At 73.8% G+C, this 18,987-nt stretch carries 13 protein-coding genes; 3 read left to right on the forward strand and 10 right to left on the reverse strand.

The window, feature by feature from the left end; translation table 11 throughout:
• Window positions 1-198: 198 nt before the first annotated feature.
• The 5 genes from K7787_RS01040 to K7787_RS01060 form a co-directional block, all read right to left on the reverse strand.
• A complete protein-coding gene (locus K7787_RS01040) occupies window positions 199-4,644 on the reverse strand; it encodes a hypothetical protein (RefSeq protein WP_223000136.1) in 4,446 nt (1,481 codons plus the stop codon).
• Window positions 4,641-5,054, reverse strand: a complete 414-nt coding sequence (locus K7787_RS01045) for a hypothetical protein (RefSeq protein WP_308036267.1) — start codon at window positions 5,052-5,054, stop codon at window positions 4,641-4,643. Before K7787_RS01045 ends, K7787_RS01040 begins: the two co-directional genes overlap by 4 nt.
• Window positions 5,055-5,216: 162 nt before the next feature.
• Window positions 5,217-6,341, reverse strand: coding sequence for a ferritin-like domain-containing protein (locus K7787_RS01050; protein ID WP_223000138.1), 1,125 nt, complete (start codon window positions 6,339-6,341; stop codon window positions 5,217-5,219).
• A gap of 496 nt (window positions 6,342-6,837) precedes the next feature.
• Window positions 6,838-7,542, reverse strand: coding sequence for a response regulator transcription factor (locus tag K7787_RS01055; protein ID WP_223000139.1), 705 nt, complete (start codon window positions 7,540-7,542; stop codon window positions 6,838-6,840).
• Window positions 7,539-9,791, reverse strand: coding sequence for a sensor histidine kinase (locus tag K7787_RS01060; RefSeq protein WP_308036268.1), 2,253 nt, complete (start codon window positions 9,789-9,791; stop codon window positions 7,539-7,541). The genes K7787_RS01055 and K7787_RS01060 overlap by 4 nt, the downstream gene beginning before the upstream one ends.
• Window positions 9,792-10,259: 468 nt before the next feature.
• Between K7787_RS01060 and K7787_RS01065 the strand changes: the two genes are divergently transcribed.
• On the forward strand, window positions 10,260-11,696 hold the full coding sequence (locus K7787_RS01065; protein WP_050790938.1) for a GntP family permease: 1,437 nt from the start codon (window positions 10,260-10,262) through the stop codon (window positions 11,694-11,696).
• Window positions 11,697-11,841: 145 nt separating this feature from the next.
• On the opposite strand, the gene K7787_RS01070 is transcribed toward K7787_RS01065, so the two are convergent.
• From K7787_RS01070 to K7787_RS01080, 3 genes are all read right to left on the reverse strand, one after another.
• Window positions 11,842-12,432, reverse strand: a complete 591-nt coding sequence (locus tag K7787_RS01070) for a GNAT family N-acetyltransferase (protein WP_223000140.1) — start codon at window positions 12,430-12,432, stop codon at window positions 11,842-11,844.
• Between the two features lie 14 nt (window positions 12,433-12,446).
• Complete coding sequence (locus K7787_RS01075) at window positions 12,447-13,550, reverse strand: DUF6215 domain-containing protein (protein ID WP_223000141.1); 1,104 nt, start codon at window positions 13,548-13,550, stop codon at window positions 12,447-12,449.
• Window positions 13,551-13,751: 201 nt separating this feature from the next.
• On the reverse strand, window positions 13,752-14,369 hold the full coding sequence (locus K7787_RS01080) for a TetR/AcrR family transcriptional regulator (RefSeq protein ID WP_223000142.1): 618 nt from the start codon (window positions 14,367-14,369) through the stop codon (window positions 13,752-13,754).
• Between the two features lie 97 nt (window positions 14,370-14,466).
• Here K7787_RS01080 and K7787_RS01085 point away from each other — a divergent pair, with 97 nt between their 5' ends.
• On the forward strand, window positions 14,467-15,714 hold the full coding sequence (locus tag K7787_RS01085; protein ID WP_223000143.1) for an NADH:flavin oxidoreductase/NADH oxidase family protein: 1,248 nt from the start codon (window positions 14,467-14,469) through the stop codon (window positions 15,712-15,714).
• Window positions 15,715-15,881: 167 nt separating this feature from the next.
• On the opposite strand, the gene K7787_RS01090 is transcribed toward K7787_RS01085, so the two are convergent.
• Complete coding sequence (locus K7787_RS01090; protein WP_247720417.1) at window positions 15,882-17,018, reverse strand: alpha/beta hydrolase; 1,137 nt, start codon at window positions 17,016-17,018, stop codon at window positions 15,882-15,884.
• A gap of 175 nt (window positions 17,019-17,193) precedes the next feature.
• On the reverse strand, window positions 17,194-17,700 hold the full coding sequence (locus K7787_RS01095; RefSeq protein WP_247720418.1) for a MarR family winged helix-turn-helix transcriptional regulator: 507 nt from the start codon (window positions 17,698-17,700) through the stop codon (window positions 17,194-17,196).
• A 166-nt stretch (window positions 17,701-17,866) separates the two neighbouring features.
• Between K7787_RS01095 and K7787_RS01100 the strand changes: the two genes are divergently transcribed.
• Window positions 17,867-18,832, forward strand: coding sequence for an alpha/beta hydrolase (locus K7787_RS01100; protein ID WP_164388130.1), 966 nt, complete (start codon window positions 17,867-17,869; stop codon window positions 18,830-18,832).
• Window positions 18,833-18,987 lie beyond the last annotated feature (155 nt).

Raw genomic sequence — 18,987 nt, forward strand, 5'->3', positions numbered from 1 at the left:
GCGGCGGCCTGCTCTGCCTCGCCGCCGTCGCCGCGGTGGGCGCCACCACGGCGGATCTGCGCGGTCCGTCCGGACGGGGCCGGTCCGGCACCGCACCGGCCGGCGGCGGGGTGCTCCGCGCGAAGTGAGGTGTGGCGCGGGGACACCGGGCGGGGCGCTCCAGGCGGCTGCCGGGCGCCGCGGTGCGGACGCCGAGGATCAGGACCGGCCGGCGGCGGCCAGGGCGTCACGGATCCGGACGAGCGCGTGGCCGAGTTCGTCGTCGTCCTCCAGGTCGTCGGGCGGGGCCCTGAACGAGGAGACGACGAGGTTCAGGACATGGGCCTTGTCCGGATCGCGCGCGTAGGCGTCGAGCTTCTCCAGCCGTGCCGCGGCGACGGCCGACACATAGCGGACCAACGCGTAGTTGGAGCCGGCGAGTTTCCCGATGCTGTTGCCCCAGTTGCCGAGGCAGTGCACGACCTCCCAGGAGGGCTGTTCGAGGCCGTGCACGAGGGAGGCGATCTCGTTCTGCGCGTACTTTCGGGGCGGAAGGCCGAGGGCGAGCAGCAGCGCCTGGCTGTGGAAGAGGTACGACGCCTTGAACAGGCCCTGGTCGTAGTGGGCGTTGCCGAGCAGGTCGTAGCAGAGCCGGCGCTGATCCTGGATGCGTTTCCATATGCGGTCCGGGAGGTCTTCCTGCCGGTCCGGCATGAGGCGCAGGGTGAGCTGCGCCCACTCGATCGCACGTTCGGTCTCGCCGAGCCGTCTGCTGAGGGTGGCGACCGCGTAGGCCGCTCCGATCAACTCCGAGCGGGCGGCGACGTCGTCGGCGAAGAACTCGCGGTCGAGGATCGCCGTCACCGACTCGAACACCACCCTGGCCTCGTGGAGCCGCCCCTGGTCCCACAGGTCGTCCGCGAGAGCGACGGCGGGCCGGACCTCTTCGCGTATGACGTCGGCCCGGAACCCGCCCGGGTCGACGGGGCCCGCGTCCAGCACGTCCTGCACGACCTCGACGGAACTCATGCTGCGGGCGGCCAGGAACTTCGCGGCGGAGACCGTCACCACATCCGGAACGTCGACGCGCCGCCCCAGGATCCACGCGGTCTGCTGCTCCAGAACCTCGGTCCACACGCTCTCGACCAGATCCTTCGCACCGGTGTGCCACAGAGCGGCCCGCATGCTCCTGGAGGCGTCGAGATCGGGACTCCAGCACGCGATGACGACGTACGGCCGCAGCCGCTCCACCGGCGCATCCGACAGGGCGAGCGCCCGGGCCGCGTAGACGCAGGCGGTCAGCGAGACGGGGAAGACACGCTTGGCGAGGAGTTCGTCCGCCAGGGCGACGCAGCCCTCGAAGTCCTCGGCGCGGAGCAGTCGCAGGCACAGCCGCAAGGCGCAGCGGTCGGCGTACGCACCCCCGCCGGGCACCGTGCTGCCGACGCGGTCGTTGGCGAGCGCGGCGTCGTGTTCGCCGCGTCTGTCGAGGATGTCGCCGCGTAGGTAGCGCGCATCGGCCAGGACCGTGTCGGTCGCGTGCGTCAGCAGTTCGTCGACGACCGTCAGCGCCAGGTCGTGGCGGTCGAGCCGCAGCAGGCAGCCCACGCGGAGCAGGTCCAGGATCGAGCGGGTGCGCGGGTTCGCTTCCGTGAGATCCGCCGTGGCGAGCAGCCTCTCCGCCTCGGCGTGGCGCCCGGAGTCCATCAGCGCGAGGCAGCGCTGTTTGATCAGCCAGGGCGGCAGGGTGTCCGAGGGGGTCCGCAGGAGCCGGGCGGTCAGCCGGAGATGGGTGGGGAGGTCCTCACCGCGCCTGATCTCGTCCAGAAGCGCGTCCAGATGCCGGGCGAAGGTCTTCCAGTGCGGTGTGTCGGAGAGCCGCGAGGCCAGGGCCACCGCGCCCTGCCACCGGGACGTCTCATGCCTGCGCCGGTGTTCGCGCGCCTGCATGGTCAGGATCTCCACGCAATGCCCGGTGTTGTGCGGACCGTCCATGGCCATGTACAGGCCCAGCGCGTCCGCGAGATACGGCGCGGCCTCGTCGGCAAGGCCCGTCCGGGTCAGCTGCGCGGCGAGGTCGAGCAGGAAGTGGCCGCGTTCCTCCGGCCATGGGAAGAGGGTGAGGACGCGCTCGACCGCGTCCCGGTCGAAGGCGCCGCTGAGCAGCATCGCGCCGATGTGCATCTCCATGGCCTGACGTACCTGCAGCGGCCCCGCGCTGCGGTACGAGCCGTTGTTGACGATCAGCGAGGCCAGGTCGGCCTGGGACTGAGCGGTCAGGTCGACCACCGAACGAGCGATCCGCGCCGCCGTCTCGCTGTCCGCCGGACGCCACGCGTTGTCGGCGCGGTTCAGCTCCAGGACGACGGCCCGGGGTACGGGCGTGCCGGTCTCCCGGGCTTGCGGCCCTGCTGCCGCACGGGCGAGGGCGGCGCGGTCGACCTCGGCCTGTACGCGTTCCAGCCGGCGGCGGTCCCGGGCGCCGACCTCGTCCCACGCGTGGGGCCACGGCTGACGCGCGACGCGCCCGGCAGCCGACTCGGTCATGGCGTGAAAGCAGTAGTTGCGCAGGCTCACGGCGGCGGCGTCCGGGCCGAAGATCCGCTCCGGGCGGCGCAGCCGGTCCTCGAGGGTGCGGTAGTCGGGCAGCGCGAGGCTGGACGAGGAGTCGTACACGAGGTCCGGCGCACAGGCCGCGACGCGGAACACCCAGTCGTACCAGGGCGTCTGTCCCGCATCGGCCGACCGGAGGATCCGTCGGTGCACGGCCGCCACGATCCCCGGATGGTAGACGTCGAAGACCAGGTCGCCCGCCGACACCCGCCACGCCAGCCCCACCCGCCACGCCAGGTTCGCGAACCGGTCGAGCGCGTCGAACACACCACCCGCCTCCGACGGGCGGTGACGGTCGCTGCGCAGAAAACCCGAGGAACAGGACCGCAGGCCGGACAACAGGTCCGTCGCCGGCGGACCGCTTCGCCCGAGGAGTACGTCGAGCAGCCGGTCGAACCGGTCGGCGCCCGAAGGCTCTGCTTCCCGGGACGCGGCCGGCCGCGCCGGGTCGGGCAGCGCGTCGAACTCCTGACGGCTCCACGACGGCGCGGGCACCAGGACCAGATCCGGCGAAAGGGACGATCGTACGAGCAGCCGTGGGCTGCACATGACGAACACGACGTCGAGTTCCCGGCGTTCCCGCCCGGCGCCGAGGACGCGATCCAGGGCGACGAGCGGCATGTGGCCCTCCGCGACGCGGTCCAGCATCGTTTCCGGGCGGGTGAGCCCCGTCCAGTCATGGAACCGGATCAGGGGAGCGGAGGGGTCGTGACCGTCCTCCCGACGTTCTTCGAGCCCGGCGGAGACATCGGCCGGAGCGGGGGCCTCGATCACGCCGGGGCGCGTCACGAGAGCACCGGCCCACCAGGTCAGCCGCTGCCGCCACCGGTCGGCCTCCTGTGCGTCGGCGACCTGCACCACGGCCAGGCGACGGCCCGTGGCCGGCCGGGCGAACAATGAGGGCGCCGACGGCGGCGCCGCGTCGCCCGCGGCACGCCACGGCCGGGCGATCGTCGCGTTCTGCGGCTGGGTGCCGTCGTCGACCGCGTAGACGGCGAAGCTCGCCCAGGCGAAGCTGCCGATCCGCGCGGACGGCCCCGCGGGCGCCGGCGCGACGGCGCGGTGCAGTGTTCTGCGGCCCTCCGCCACCGCGCCGGTGAGCGTGCCTCCGTCCGCCAGCACCCGGTAGAAGCCGGTGGAGAAGAGCCGCACCTCGTCCGGGGTCAACCGGCGCCGCGAGGCGATCACGACGTCCACGCCCCGCCGGAAGGCCTGCCCGTGGACGGTGTCGCCGAGTTCGAGGTCGGTGGAGTCCGACTCGCACGAGGTCAGCAGCAGCGCGACCGGCGGATCGACGGGCAGGTCGTCCAGCACCGCGCCCACCGTGCGCGGCTGCGGACCGGCCTCGGACTCCAGGACCAGGTGCGGCACGAGCCGACTGCCCAGCTGATCGGGATCGGCCGACTCCAGCCGAGTCCCGTGCATGTCCGCGTGGATCAGGAAATACCGGTGGGCGGGCGCCGGGATCCGCCGCAGCGCGGCGCGTGACGTGCCGGGCAGCCACGCGGGCGGTGCATGACCCGACTCATGCAGATGCGTGGCCACATCGGCGATGGGCACGTCGAAGGGCACATCGTCGTCCAGGTACGGGCGTGCGGTCAGCAGGAGCGCGTCGCACGCGTCCGGGCGGGGCGTCGCCGTGGGACGCGACGCCGGTACGCGCACCACGGAACCGCCCAACGCGAACCACCGGGGGGCAGCGGGTTCGCCTGTGTCGAGCAGTTCCCAGAACGGCTCGCGGGCCCGGTCCAGCCCCCGGACGAGCACGGTCGGCTCGTCCTGGGCCAGAAACGCCGTCACGTCGTCGGCGGGGAAGGACTGAGTCAACCACGCCCACAGAGCACGACCGTAGGTCGCGACGTCCGCGTCCTCGTCGGACGTCAGCTCGTCGCCGAAGGCCCTCGCCCGCAAGAGGTCGGACACGCGCAGCGCCAGCCTGCCGCCGAGCCCGGGCCATTGATGCAGCGGCGCACGCGGCAGTCGGCGGCCGGCGAGTTCGGCGACACGCGAGCCGGACTCCGCGACCTCCAGGACCAGGGCGCCGCCGCTCACGGCACGTCGCTCTCCGCGTCGTCGTCGGAGTCGCCGTCGGGACCGGCCTGCGCCGGGGCATCCTCGAGACGCACCACCAGATGGACCGTCAGGTCCGTGGGCGCACGACGAAGCTGTTCCACCCGCGTCTCGGCGCCGTGCTTGCGGGCGCGGGCCGAGACGGCGCTCTTGACGAGCTGGATGAAGCCGTCCGCTGTGATCCCGCCCGCCACGAGGATCGCGAATTCGAGCAGGTGCGCGCCGACGGTGAAGTCCTCACCGATCTCCCGTCGCGGCGGCAGAACCCGTGCGGCCCGGGCCAATTCGTCGGGGAGCCCCCCGGGTTCGGCCAGCTCCTGGGCGAGGGCGGCACTCGGGCGGTCGAACTCGACCTCGACGACATCGCCCTGCCGTAGCACCAAGTCGGACACGGAAACTCCCTCACCGAAGACGGCCGTCAGAGCGGGCACCGCGGACACACACAGCTGAAAGCGGCTCGACCACCATATGCCTCGAACGCGTACACCGGTGGGTTCCGGACCAAATCGATGCGTCCGCCGCGCGGTTGAGGCGAACGGCGGTGCGGCCGGCGGTCAGCGGAGGCGGAACTGCGGGCCGTAGGTCTGGTCGGTGGCGCCCGGGATCGGGGTCTCCATCAGCTCCACGGCAGGGGTCTCCAGCCTGCGCATGTGCCGTACGGCGGTGCGCAGGCTGTGCCGGTCGCCCTCCGCCCACGCCGTGTCGAGCGCTTCCAGCAGCCGGGTGTACGTCGTGTCGAAGTCGTCCAGGAGCCGCCGGGCCCCGGCCGGCGGGCGGTCCCAGCCGCCGGCCGGGACGCGGGCCATGGGCCGGGTGTCGGGGAAGGGCACCGGGGCTCCGGTGAAGCGCCACTCGCCGTCGGTCTCCCGCAGCCGACGGCCGTGGTGGATCTCGGCGAACGCGTAGTAGTGCGCGATGTGGCCGTCCTCCTGGCCGTCGGACGGCGAGCGGGCGGTGCCCTCGCCCTGGTCCTTGATGATCTCGATCGCGTGCTCGACGTCCGCCGCACTGCCGACCGGCCGCAGCGTGTCCTCGCCGATCCGCTCGTGCAACTGCCGTTCGGTGGACAGCTCCGGCGCGAGCGCCCGGAACGCCTTCAGCAGCTCGTCGTAGAACAGACCGATGCTCATCGCGTCGTGCGCGCGGCCGGTGAGCGGCGCCGCGGGGGCCTCGATGGCCATCATCACGTCCCGCACCAGCTCCCTGGTCAGGCCGGACAGGTACACGGTGACCCCCGGATGCACGCCGCCCGGCAGCGGACCGGGGTAGACGGGCGCCGCCTCCTTGATCCGCGGCCGTCCGCCCAGGGCCGCCAGCAGGTTGCAGACGATGCCGAGGTGGTACATCTCGTCGGACACGATGCGCCGGATCAGCCGGGCGGCGTCGGTCTTGCGGTTCCTGACGGACCACCAGCCGCACAGGTACGGCGGGATCGTGGCGAACTCGATCTCCACGGCCACGTGCAGGGCCGCTCTGAGCCAGTCGATGTCGCGCTGCTCCCGGGGCACGGCGACCAGGCGGGCGGCGGCCCCGGGCTGTCGCGGTGTGCCCTGCCCGGCGGCGCCGGTGCGGGTGCAGGCTGCCGCCGAGATCGGCGTGCCCGCCGCGAGCGCCAGAAGACTGCGGCGCCGGACCGCGGCGCCGGCCGCCCTGCCGGAAGCCCTGCTCGCCTTCGCCACCACTGCCTCCCTGCCCGCCCGCGCTCCGGGCGCCGACCTCCGACCAGGTGCGCGAAGCTAGCAGTCCCGCCCGGCCGCGCCGCGCCGCCCGCCCCGCAGCACGCGCCTTCCCACGCCATCGGTCCACGGCCGGGAACTCCGCACCGGCCGGACCCGACTACGTACTGAATGCGCGGGGAGCGAACGGGGCGCACAGGCCGTCCGCGCAGGAGGGGCCACCGCCCGCCCGGCCGCCTCGTCGCTCAGCGCAGGGCCGCCACCAGCGCGTCGCTCGCCGAGCACCACCCCTGCCGCGCCTCCGCGAAACCCTGCTCCCGCAGCGTGCCGAGGTGCCGGCCCGGGGCCGTCGGACGGTCGGGCTCCGCCCCGGCGGGGCGCGGTTCGCGCGAGTCGCCCAGCAGGGCGAAGCGGCGGGCCGCCGGTTCGGCGAGGCGGTACGGGCCAGTTCCCGGACGCCGGGCAGGGCTGCCCCTCCGGGACCTGCCCCCGCTACGCCTCAGGGCTCGCGGTACTCCTGTTCCGGCCGCCCCGCCACCCCGTAGCGCAGACGCATCCGCAGCGCACCGCGGCCGACCATGTCGGCCAGATACCGCTGCGCGGTGGCGCGCGAGACGCCGATCATCGCGGCGACCTCACCGGCGGACAGCGGACCGGCGGCCTCCCGGACCGCGCGCAGCACCAGTTCCCGGGTCACGGTCTGCGCGGCGGTCGCGGTCCGGCGACCGCCGTCCCCGGTCCCGCGCAGGGCGGCCAGCGCGTCGTCCAGGGTCCGCTGGTCCACGGTGTCCGCGTCGGTCAGCTGCCGGTAGCGCACATAGCCGCGCAGCCGCCGGCCCAGCTCGTCCGGCGGGAACGGCTTGATCAGATACGCCAGCGCGCCCGCCGCCAGCGCCGTGCGCACCGTACGCCCCTCGGCCGCCGCGCTGAGCACGAACGTGTCGCAGGGCAGTGCCCGCAGCAGCTCCAGCCCCGGCCGGTCCGGCAGGTACAGATCCACGAGCGCGAGGTCGACCGGGGACTCGGCCCGCTCCAGGAGCGCCAGCGCCGCACCGGCCGAGTGCGCCGTGCCGGCGACCGCGCAGCCCGGCGTCTGCGCCACGACGTCGGCGTGCAGACCGGCGACCCGGAAGTCGTCGTCGACGACCAGGACGGACAGCGGCCGCCCCGGATCGGCGGCCGCGGCCGCGGGGCTGGTGCTCACGTGACGCACTCCGGAGGGAGGTCGGGGCGGGCGGGGGAGGAGGGCCGGGGGGCGCCCGCCTCCGTAGGGGTAGGGGTAGGGGTCCCGGAACCGGTCCCGGTCCCTGTCCCGGTCTCGGTTCCGGCACCGGGCCTGGTCCTGGTTCCGGTCCCGGGCCTCGTCCCGGTCCCGGTCTCGGTCTCGGTTTCGGTCCTGCTCTCGCTTTCGGCACTGGTGCCGGGGCGGGGGATCGGGGCGGTTCCGTAGGGCGTACCCGAACCGCTGCCCGCACCGGAGGGTGACGCGCCGGGGCCGTCCCCGGTCCCGGGAGCGTCCTCGTCGGCCCCGGCGGCGACGGCCTCGTCGTCCGCGAGCACCCCGGGCAGGCGGGCCACGAAGACGGCCCCGCCGGTGACCCGGTCGTCCGGACCGCCGGCCGCGCCCGCGACCGTGTCACCGATCGCGTCCCCGACCGTGTCACCGGCCGCGCCGTCGACCAGGTCACCGGGCGCGTCGCCGCTCGCGCCGGGGCCGTCCGCCGTCGCCCCGTCGCCCGTCGCGGCCTGCGGCGGCGCGCCCGGGTCCGTGAGCCGGAGGTCGCCGCCGCGGGCGCGGGCGACCTGGCGGGCCAGCGCGAGCCCGATGCCGCGCCCGGTCGGGGCGGCGGAGTCCGGCTCCTTCGTGGAGACCCCCTCCTCGAACAGGTCCGCGCGCCGCGCCGGGTCCACACCGTCCCCGCTGTCGGCCACGGTGATCAGCAACTCGTCGTCCACGCCGATGAGTTCGACCTCCACCCGGCGCGGGACGCGGCGCCCCGACCGCGCGGCGTCGACGGCGTTGTCCACGAGGTTGCCGAGGACCGTGGTCACATCGACGGGCGAGGTGACGGTCCGGCGCACCCAGGTGCCGCCGCCCAGCACCAGCGTCACCCCGCGCTCCCGCGCCGCGGCCGCCTTGGCGGACAGGAAGGCGCGCAGCGAGGAGTCCCGCAGGGCCTTGTCGTCGAAATCCGGCAGGGTCTCGCCGAGCGGCCCCGAGCCGAGCAGGGCCTCCAGATAGCCGGTGGCCCCGGCCGCCTGCCCGGAGCGCAGCAGCCCGAAGAGCACGTGCAGCCGGTTGGCGAACTCGTACCGCTGCGCCCGCAGCGCACCGCTCATGGTGCGTACGGCGTCCAGCTGCCGGGTCAGCGACTCCACCGCAGTACGGTCCTGGACGGTCAGGAGCGTGCCCAGCCGGCGCCCCTCGCGCCGCACGGTCCGCGCCGACACCACCAGGACGCGCTCGCGGACGACGGCCATCACCGCGCGCCCGGCGGTCGGCGTGCGCAGCACCGCGCGCACCCGCGGGGTCAGATCCAGCTCGGCGACGGGTGTGCCGGGCGCCGCGTCCACGCCGAGCAGTCTGCGCACCTCGTCGTTGGCGACCGTCACCCGGTCCCCGGCGTCCAGCGCGAGGACGCCCTCGCCGATGCCGTGCAGCACGGCCTCGTGCTCCTGCACCAGCGTGGCCAGCTCCTCCGGTTCGAGACCGAGGGTGAGCCGCTTCCAGCGCTGGGCCAGCAGCACGGACGCGGCGAGACCGACCAGCAGCGCCGCGACGAGCCAGCCCACGCCGCCGAGCAGAACCCGCGTCTGCGCGGCCCGCACGGCCGCGGCGGAGACGCCGACGTTCGCCTCGCCGACCACCTCGCGCGAGCCCGGCGCGCGCACCGGGACCTTGGCGACCACCTCCTCGCCGAGGTGGGCGTGGTGGCGGGCCAGCTCCTCGTGCCCGGAGAGCGCGACCGACGGGTCGGTGCTCACCGGGCGGCCCAGCTGCGCGGGGTCGGGGTGGGTCAGCCGGATGCCGCGGTCGTCGGTGACGACGACGAACAGCGCGCCGGCCGCGCGCCGCACCTCCTCGGCGCGCGCGTTGAGCGGGCTGTCGGCCAGGACGGCACGGGACACGTGTGCGGCGCCGCCGCCGGGCCGCTCGGCCGCGGCCGACCACCGGTCCGCGGCCGCGCGCACGGCGGGCTCCCCGGCCACGGTCCGGGCGACGGCGAGGGCCCGCTGCTGGTACTCGCGGGTGAGGCGCTGCTCGCTGTCGTACGCGAAGGCGCCGAAGGCGGTGCTCACGACCAGGGTGACCACCGCGCACTGCAACAGCACCGTACGGGTGCGCAGACGCAGATGCAGGCGCAGGCGCGGGCGCGGCCAGGCCCGGCGCCGCCGACGCGCCGACGGCCCATGGGGGCGGCCGGCGGCGGACGGGGGCGGTGCGGGTCTCACCGGCCCTACGGTAGCTCCCCCGCCGAGCGGTGAGCACAATGCGCACAACTCGCGGAAAGGCGGTTTCGCGGGTAACGCGCGCATGCTTCAAAGCCGCCGGGTCCGGCGCATAGCTTCCCCGCTGGGACACACGCGACGCGACCGGAACGCCCCCACGGGGCGCGGCCGGGCCGACCCGGTCCGGCGCCTGCAGGGCCGCGCCGGCGGCGTCGCGGCACGAGCCGCAACCGCAGGAGAACACATGCTCATACCGTGCGCAGCGTGGCGCGACGGCACCGTACGCACCGGCACCGCCCCCGACCGCAGCCCCCACATCGCCCCCGACCGCGGCCCCCACATCGCACCCGACCGCGGCCCCCTCACCGCCTCCGACCGCGGCCCCCTCCCGGCGGGCACGGCCTCCCTACGCCCGGTACGTCGTCCCGTACACCGCGTGCTCCGCACCTCCGCGACCGCCGGGCGGCGGCCGTGACGGGCCACGCGTGGCTGCTGCTGGCCACCCTCGCGGCGGCGATCGGCGTCCTGGTGCTGCTGATCAACTCACGGCTGAGGTTCCACCCCTTCGTGGCGCTGATGGCCGTGTCGATCGGCGTGGCGCTGGTGGCGGGCCTGTCCACCGAGCAGATCGCGGACTCGGTGGAGAAGGGCGCCGGGGACATCCTCGGCAACGTCGGCATCACCCTGGCGTTCGGCGCGATGCTGGGCCGGCTGCTGGCGGACTCGGGCGCCACCGAGCGGATCGCCCGGGTGATCGTGGACCGCGCCGGGACCGGCTCGCTGCCCTGGTACATGGCCGGGGCCGCGTTCGTCATCGGCATCCCGATGTTCTTCGAGGTCGGGCTGATCGTGCTGCTGCCGCTGATCTTCAGCGTCGCGCGCAGACTCCAGGCCGACGGCCGGATCAAGGGCTCGGCCCATGTCTATCTGGCCGCCCCCACCATCGCGGCGCTGTGCACGCTGCACGGCATGGTGCCGCCGCACCCCGGCCCGCTCATCGGCGTCCAGGGGCTGCACGCCGACCTCGGCACCACCATCCTGGTCGGCCTGATCTGCGCGGTGCCCACCATCGTGGTCTCCGGCCCGCTGTACGGCCGCTGGATCGCGCCGCGCCTGGCCGTGCACCCCGACCGGGAGCTGGTCGCGCAGTTCACCGGGGTGGCGGGGGCCGCCGAGGACGCGGACACGTCGTCGACGGCGGGCGGCGCCGCGCGGCCGGGCGCGGCGGGGGCCGGGGGGACCGGCGGCGTCGCGCTGGGCTGGGCCCTGGCGTCGGTGCTGGTGCCCGTGGTGCTGATGCTGTTGCGCACCGTCGCGGAACTGGCGCTTGCCGGGTCGAGCCCGGTGCGGCATGTGCTCACCTTCACCGGCGAGCCGGTGATCGCGATGTTCGCCGGGTTCCTGTTCGCGCTGTTCGCGCTCGGCTACCGCAGCGGGCACGCGCCGGAGAAGGTGCGCGAGTCGCTGACCGGGGCCATCAAGTCCGTGGCCGGGATCCTGTTGATCATCGCGGGCGGTGGCGCGTTCAACCAGGTGCTGGAGGACACCGGGATCGGCAAGGCCGTGGAGTCGGCCGCCACCGGGGCACACCTCAACCTCCTGCTGCTGGGTTGGCTGATCGCCCTGGTCCTGTCCTTCTCCACGGGTTCGGCGACGGTCGGCATCGTCGCCGCGACCGGCATCCTCGCCCCCATGGCGGGTGACGGAGGGGTGCAGAACTCCCTGCTGGTCGTCGCGATCGGCGCCGGCTCGATCGGCCTCAACTACGTGAACCACGCCGGTTTCTGGCTGGTCAAGGAGTCCTTCGGCATGACCCTCGGCCAGGCGACGAAGTCGCACACCGCGATCCAGACCCTCGTCAGCGTCTGCGGACTGCTGATGGCCCTGCTGATCTCGGTCCTCGTCTGACGCGGGCGATCCTGGTCTTCGTCCGACGCAGGCGATCTCGGTCTTCGTCCGGCGCGGGCGGTCCGGGACGGGTGACAGGGGCCGGCCCCGGAACGCGGGCCGCGCGTAAGGGAGTTGGAGCGGGGAGGGTGGGCGGAGGCCGGGGTCAGTCGACCCGGCGGGACATGAACAGCGCCACCTCGCCCGCCGACTCCGTGCCCTCGTAGAGCGAGGTGTCCAGTCCGCACAGGACGAAGCCCGCCCGCAGATAGGCGTGGACGGCGGGGGCGTTGACGCTGCTGACCTCCAGCCACACGTGCGCGGCCCCGCACTCCTTCGCGAAGCCGACGGCGTGACGCATCAGGGCCCGTCCGACGCCCCTGCCGCGCCACGCCGGGGCGACGGCGATGTCGCGGATGGTCAGGCGTCTGTTCCACGGGGCGAAGGAGGCCGTCACGAAGCCGCACACCTCGCCTCCGTCGAGGGCGACCACGGTCCGGCCCGGCCCGGGGCCGCCCTCGGCGTCCTCACCGCCGCCGTCGGCGTCGTCGGCGGGGAACACCTTGTGGACGGGAGGCTCCACCCGGGTCTCGACGACCCTGAAACCCCCGTCCCCGCCGGTCACTTCGAACACCGAGTCCGTCGTGAACGACGTGTCGATCCCGGCGACGGCCTCACCGTCCTCCGGACGCGCCACCCGGCAGACGACGGTCCCCGTCGTACCGGGCGCCGCCGCCCCTTCTGCCGTCCTCTTCATGACGCGATCTTCGCTCAGTTCCCGGCGTCCTGGCGAGCGGGTCGTTCGGGGATCGCCGGAATGACCTTCTCGGCGATCGCGGAGAGGCGGCTGTCGTCCGGGAGGGCCCCGGACTCGCTCCACACGGTGATGTCGTAGTGGCCGCCCCGGTCCTCGCGGTCGAGGGCGACGGTCAACGTCCTTGCGAGGGGCCCCTGTTCGACCGGTCCGCCGGTTCCCCCGGTCACGCCGCCGCCGAGGCTGATCTCGATCTTCATGGTGTGGTCCGAGGACAGGACGGCGGGCCGGCCGAGGACGGTGAGTGTCCTGACGTCCTGCTCGTCGCCGAACTTCATCAGCTTCACGTACTGGGCGGTCGTCAGATGGTTGTACGTGGCGGAGAGGTTCACGGAGTACGTGTCGAACGTGACCTTGGCCTCCGGCAGGGCGACCTTCTCGTCGGTGAGGGGCGCGGTGCCGTTGCTGCCCGAGGCCGTGTCCGCGATCTCTCCGGGCGTACCGAGGAGTTGGGCCAGGTCCGGCCGGTTGAGCGCCTCGCACAGCTCGTCCCCGGTGACGGCGCGGGGGTTCTCGCGGTAGGCCTTCGGCGGTGCCTCGGTCTCTCCGCTCGCGCACGAGGCGGCCTTCGGCGTGCTGTCGGCGGACGTCAGCCGGTCCGGAACCAGCCACAGCGCGACCCCGATCGCCGCGAACACGGCCACGGCCGCGAGGGCCTGCAGCCACCAGTTGGGCTCCTTCTCCGGAGCCGCTTGCTGCGGAGCCGCCTCCGGGACGGCCCTCGCCGGAACGCCCTTCTCCGCAACGGCCCTCTCAGGGGCGGCGTTCGCCTGGACAACGGGGCCCGGGTGCGGCGCCGCTCCCGCAGGGACCGGGCCCTGGACCGGGACCGAGGCCAGGGCCGGGGCCGAACCCCGGTTCCGGCGTGCGCGCACCGCGCGGACCACGCCCGCGACGCGGATCGCCGTGAAGACCAGGAACACCGTGCCGATACCGGCCGCGACCTTGTCGTGGTCGTGGACGGCGAGATACATGATGCGGACGCCGAACACGGAGCCGACCACGATGAGCAAGGGCTCACGGACCCAGAAGGGCAGGAGCCGGACGAGAAGACCGAGCATTCCTCGATCTGATCATGACAAGATCATATTCGCCACAGTGGACGCCAAGGTTCCGCAAAAAGGGCGCACAGCTCATCGAAAGGGGCGGCCTGCGGCCCCCTCGGCGGCCTGCGGCCCCCTCGGCGACCCGGGCCCCCTCGGCGACCCGGGGCCCCCGCGGCGATCCGGCGGCGCGCGCCCCCGCCCCCGCCGGGCCTTGCTCTACTTCGCGGGTTCCGACGGCGCCGCCGCCGTGCCCGCGAGGGTCGTGGAGGCGGTGAACAGGGCGTGGACGGCGGTGCGGACCTGCGTGTCGACCACCTCGGAGGTGGAGGCGTCGAGTTTGCCGTCGAGGTGGAGGAAGGCCAGTCCGTGGACGAGGGCCCACACGGTGGTCGACAGGGCGTCGGGGTCGACGCCGGGGAAGGCGCGGTGGACGATTCCGCGGACGTACTCGGAGATGACCGCGGTCGCCTTGACCCGCTCCTCGCTGCTGGGGTCGCAGGGCTCGGCGAACATCACCCGGAACAGGGGCGGGTGGTCCAGCGCGAAGCGGACGTAGGCGACGGCGACCGCGGCCAGATCGTCCGGCGTCGAAGGCGAGGGGTGCGCGGCGTCCAGGTATCCGGCGAGTTTCTCGTACCCCTGTGCGGCGACCGCGGAGACGAGCGCGTCACGGTCCGCGTAGTGGCGGTAGGGGGCCGTCGGCGACACTCCGGCCCGCCGCGCCACCGCCCGCAGGGACAGCCCGGAGCTGCCGTCCTCCTCCAGCAGTTCCCGCGCGGCGCGCAGGCAGGCGGCGCGCAGATCGCCGTGATGGTACGCACCCGCTTGCGGCACAGGTCACACTCCCTCATGTTTGCAGCGCTCACATCGTCGGTCTAATGTAAACGGTGTACACATTGTACGCGATGAACACGACGAGAAGGAATCTCTCATGACCAGCGAGCTGTTCTCACCCCTGTCCCTGCGCTCCGGTGCGGTGCTGCCCAACCGGACGGCCAAGGCGGCGATGGAGGAGAACATGGCCGGCGACGGTCAGCTGCCCGGTCAGGAGCTGCTGACGCTGTACCGGCGCTGGGCCGCCGGCGGCACCGGATTGCTGATCACCGGCAACGTCATGGTGCACGCCGAGGCGCTGACCGGCCCCGGCGGCGTGGTGCTCGACGCCGCCTCGCCGCTCGAGCCGTTCCGGGAGTGGGCCGAGGCCGGCAAGTCCGGCGGCGGGTCGATCTGGATGCAGATCAACCACCCCGGCCGCCAGGTCGCCTCCGACATGCCCGGCGTCGTGTGGGGGCCGTCCGATATCGGTGTCTCGCTGGGCAAGCACAGCAGCCGCTTCGGCCGCCCCACCGCCATGACCCCCGACCAGATCGAGGCCACCGTGACCCGGTTCGCCACCACCGCCCGCCGCGCCGAACAGGCGGGCTTCGACGGGGTGGAGGTCCACGCGGCGCACGGCTATCTGCTGTCGCAGTTCCTGTCCCCGCTGGTCAACAAGCGCACCGACCAGTGGGGCGGCTCGCTGGAGAACCGGGCCCGGATGCTGCTGGACGTCGTCCGCGCCGTCCGTGCCGCCGTCTCCCCGTCCTTCGCGGTCGCCGTGAAGATCAACTCGGCCGACTTCCAGCGCGGCGGCTTCGGCGCCGACGACGCCCGCCAGGTCATCGAGATGCTCGCACCGCTCGGCGTGGACCTGGTCGAACTGTCCGGCGGCAGCTACGAGAGCCCGGCGATGACCGGCCGCCCCGCCGACGCCCGCACCCAGGCCCGCGAGGCCTACTTCCTCGACCTGGCCAAGGACCTGGTCGGCACCAGCCCCCTCCCGCTGATGCTCACCGGCGGCATCACCCGGCGCGAGACCGCCGACCGGGTCCTCGACAGCGGCGTGGCGGTCATCGGCATGGGCACCGCCCTCGCCGTCACCCCCGATCTTCCCCTGCGCTGGCGCAGGGGCCAGGAGGCCGACCGGCACCTGCGGCCGGTGACCTGGTCCGACAAGGCCCTCGCCTCGGCGGCGAGCATGGCCCTGGTCCGCAACCAGATGCGCCGCCTCGCCGAGGGCGGCGAGCCCAAGCCCGGCACCCACCCGGCGCGCGCCCTGCTCTCCGAGCGACGCCACCAGCGGCGGTCCCTGCGCCGCTACCGCGCCTGGCTGCCCGCCGCGATGAACGCCGCGCGCTGAACGGGCCCGTACGGGACAGGCCCCTACGGGACGGGGGCCTGCGGGACAGGACCCGTACGGCACGGGATCCGTACGGCACGGGACCCGCACGGCGCCTCCGTGGGCGCCCTCCGACAGGCGACCGGCCGAGGCGCGGGGACGCCTCGGGCCGGCCGGAACGGTGCTCGTCAGCCGTAGAGGGCTTGACGGAGGGCGGCGGTGGTCTTGGCGACGGCGTCCTTGGCCGACCAGGTGTCGCGCAGCGCGTCGAGCATCATGAAGTCGTGCACGGTCTGCGCGTAGTGGAGGTGCTGGACGTTCACGCCGGCCGCGCGCAGCTTGCCGATGTAGGTCTTGGCGCCGTCGAGCAGGACGTCGGAGTCGGTGACGACGAGCGCCGGGGGCAGCCCGCGCAACTGCTCGGTGGTGGCCTTGGCGGGCGAGGCCAGCGGCTGGTTGCGGACGGCGGCGTCGGGCGCGTACTTGTCCCAGAACCACTTCATGTTGGCGCGGGTCAGCCAGCAGTTCTCCGAAAACTGCCGGTAGGAGGGGGAGTCGAAGTCCGCGTCGGTGACGGGGTAGAGCAGGACCTGCTCGCGGAACGCCGGGCCGCCGCGCTGCTTGGCCATCATGGTGACCGCTGCCGTCATGTCGCCGCCGACGGAGTCGCCGGCGACGGCGAGGCGCTTGCCGTCGATGCCGATCTCGGCGCCGTGCTCGGCCACCCACTTGGCGGCGGTGTACGCCTGCTCGATGGCGACCGGGTAGCGCGCCTCGGGGGAGGGCGTGTAGTTGACGAAGACGACCGCCGCGCGGGCGCCGTTCGCGAGCTGGCGCACCAGCCGGTCGTGGGTCTTCTCGTTGCCCAGGACCCAGCCTCCGCCGTGGATGAAGACGAGGCCGGGGAGCGTGCCCTTGACCCCGGCGGGGCGCACGATGCGCAGGGAGACCTCGCCGGTGGGACCGCCCTTGATCGTCTTCTCGCTGATGTCCGCGGGCAGTTCGGGCACGGGGCCGGCCTGGAGCTTGTCCAGGACCTCGCGGGCCTGCGCGGGCGTCTGCTCGAACAGAGGTTTGCCGTCCTGCGCGGCGAGCTGGTTGAGGAAGGACTGGGTGGTGCGGTCGAGCGCGACGGGAGGCATCCCGCAGGGGACGTTGCCGTGGGAGGTGTCGCCGCCGGCGGTGCCGCCGCCCGTGACGGCGGCGGCCGGGGCGAACGCCGCGGCGGGCGCGGCGCAGTAGCCGGTCAGGACCGTCCCGGCGACCACGGCCGCCGCCATGGCGAGCTTGGGCCTGCGGAGGCCTCGCCCGTCGAATGCACGCATGCGCTTCTCCTTTTGAGTGAATTCACCCCCCGGCGCACACCCTTCCGGGTGACGTCTCGGCTCGGCCAACGGGTGAACGCGCTCGGGTGATGCGGCAGCGCCGAAGGAGTGATGCTCGGTGGGAGACGGTTTCGGCGCACGGCCGCCGGTGCGGCCTCGTCCCGCGGCGTGCGGATCAGCTGCTTCCCGGCCGGTCCGTGCCGGCGGCGTTGACGTGGGCGGTGAGCAGGCGCAGCAGCTGCTTGGCGGTGGCGTCCTGTTCGGGGGTCAGCCCCATCGCCTGGCCGATGGCCAGAGGCACGGAGCGGGCCCGCTCCCGGAGTTCCGTGCCGGCCCGGGTCAGGGTGACGGCCACCGACCGCTCGTCGTCGGGGCGGCGCCGGCGGCTGATCAGACCCGCGGCCTCCAGACGCTTGAGCAGCGGGGAGAGCGTGCTGGAGTCCAGTTGCAGGGAGGCTCCCAGCTCGCGCACGGACACCGAATCCTGCTCCCACAGCGCCAGCATGACCAGGTACTGGGGATAGGTGAGCCCCAGCTCCTCCAGCAGGGGCCGGTAGCGCGTGGTGACCGATCGGGAGGCCGCGTACAGGGCGAAGCACAACTGGTCCTGCAGCAGGAGCGAACCCTGCTCGTCGGGCGAACCCTGCTTGGCGGGCGAACCCTGCTCGTCGGGGTGGTCCATGGCTCGGCTTTCCTCGCGTCGGCGGCGTCTCGGATCCTAACATTTCACGCCCCCGCGATGTGTTTGCGCCCGATTCAGTTGTGCACGATCTAATCGCGCTGTACTGTTCTTCCCGTGCTGACGGGTGGCCTCCCGGTCACCGGCACGCTCGAGAAGGAGCGACCTCATGTCCGAGAACAGCGACAGCCCGGTGCTGGAGCCGGCCGCCGCCGCCTTCGCCGAGGCCACCGCGAATCCGCCGTACCTCTTCGACCTGGGGCCGGTCGAGGGCCGCAAGGCGGTGGACGAGGTGCAGTCCGGCGAGATCGCCAAGCCGGAGATCGCCGAGGAGTGGGTCACCGTGGAAGGAGGCCCCACCGGTTCGGTCCGGGCCCGCGTCGTCCGGCCCGCCGGCGCCACCGGCACCCTGCCGGTGATCCTCTACATCCACGGCGCCGGCTGGGTCTTCGGCAACGCGCACACCCACGACCGCCTGGTGCGGGAACTGGCCGTGGGCGCGCGCGCCGCGGTGGTCTTCCCCGAGTACGACCTGTCGCCCGAGGCCCGTTACCCGGTCGCCGTCGAGCAGAACTACGCCGTGGCGCGGTGGATCGTGCGCGAGGGCGCGGCCAGGGGCCTGGACAGCACGCGGCTGGCCGTGGCCGGGGACTCGGTGGGCGGCAACATGTCCATCGCGCTGACGCTGATGGCCAAGGAGCGCGGCGATGTCCCGCTGGTGCAGCAGGTGTTGTTCTACCCGGTCACGGACGCGGCCTTCGACACCGAGTCCTACCACCGGTTCGCGGAGGGCTACTTCCTGCGCCGCGACGCCATGCAGTGGTTCTGGGACCAGTACACGACGGACGAGGCCGAGCGGGCCCGGATCACAGCCTCCCCGCTGCGCGCCACCCCCGAGCAACTGCGGGATCTGCCGCCCGCGTTGGTCATCACCGCCGAGGCCGACGTGCTGCGCGACGAGGGCGAGGCCTACGCCCGAAAGCTCCGGCGGGCCGGGGTCCCCGTCACCGCCGTCCGCTACCAGGGCGTCATCCACGACTTCGTCATGCTCGACGCCCTGCGCGAGACCCAGGCGGCCGGGGCCGCCATCGACCAGGCCGTCGCCACCCTGAGGGCGGCGCTCGGTACCGTGTGATCCGGTCGGCCCCCGCGACGCGGCCCGGTCGGTCCCCGCGACACGGCCCGGACGGCACCGTCGTCCGGGCCGCACGTCGGCCCACGGCACCGGCCTTCCGCGACGCCCCGATCGCCGCCGACCACTGTGACCCGCGCTGCCGTTCGGCACGTCCG

The organism is Streptomyces sennicomposti (assembly GCF_019890635.1).
Classification (GTDB): domain Bacteria; phylum Actinomycetota; class Actinomycetes; order Streptomycetales; family Streptomycetaceae; genus Streptomyces; species Streptomyces sennicomposti.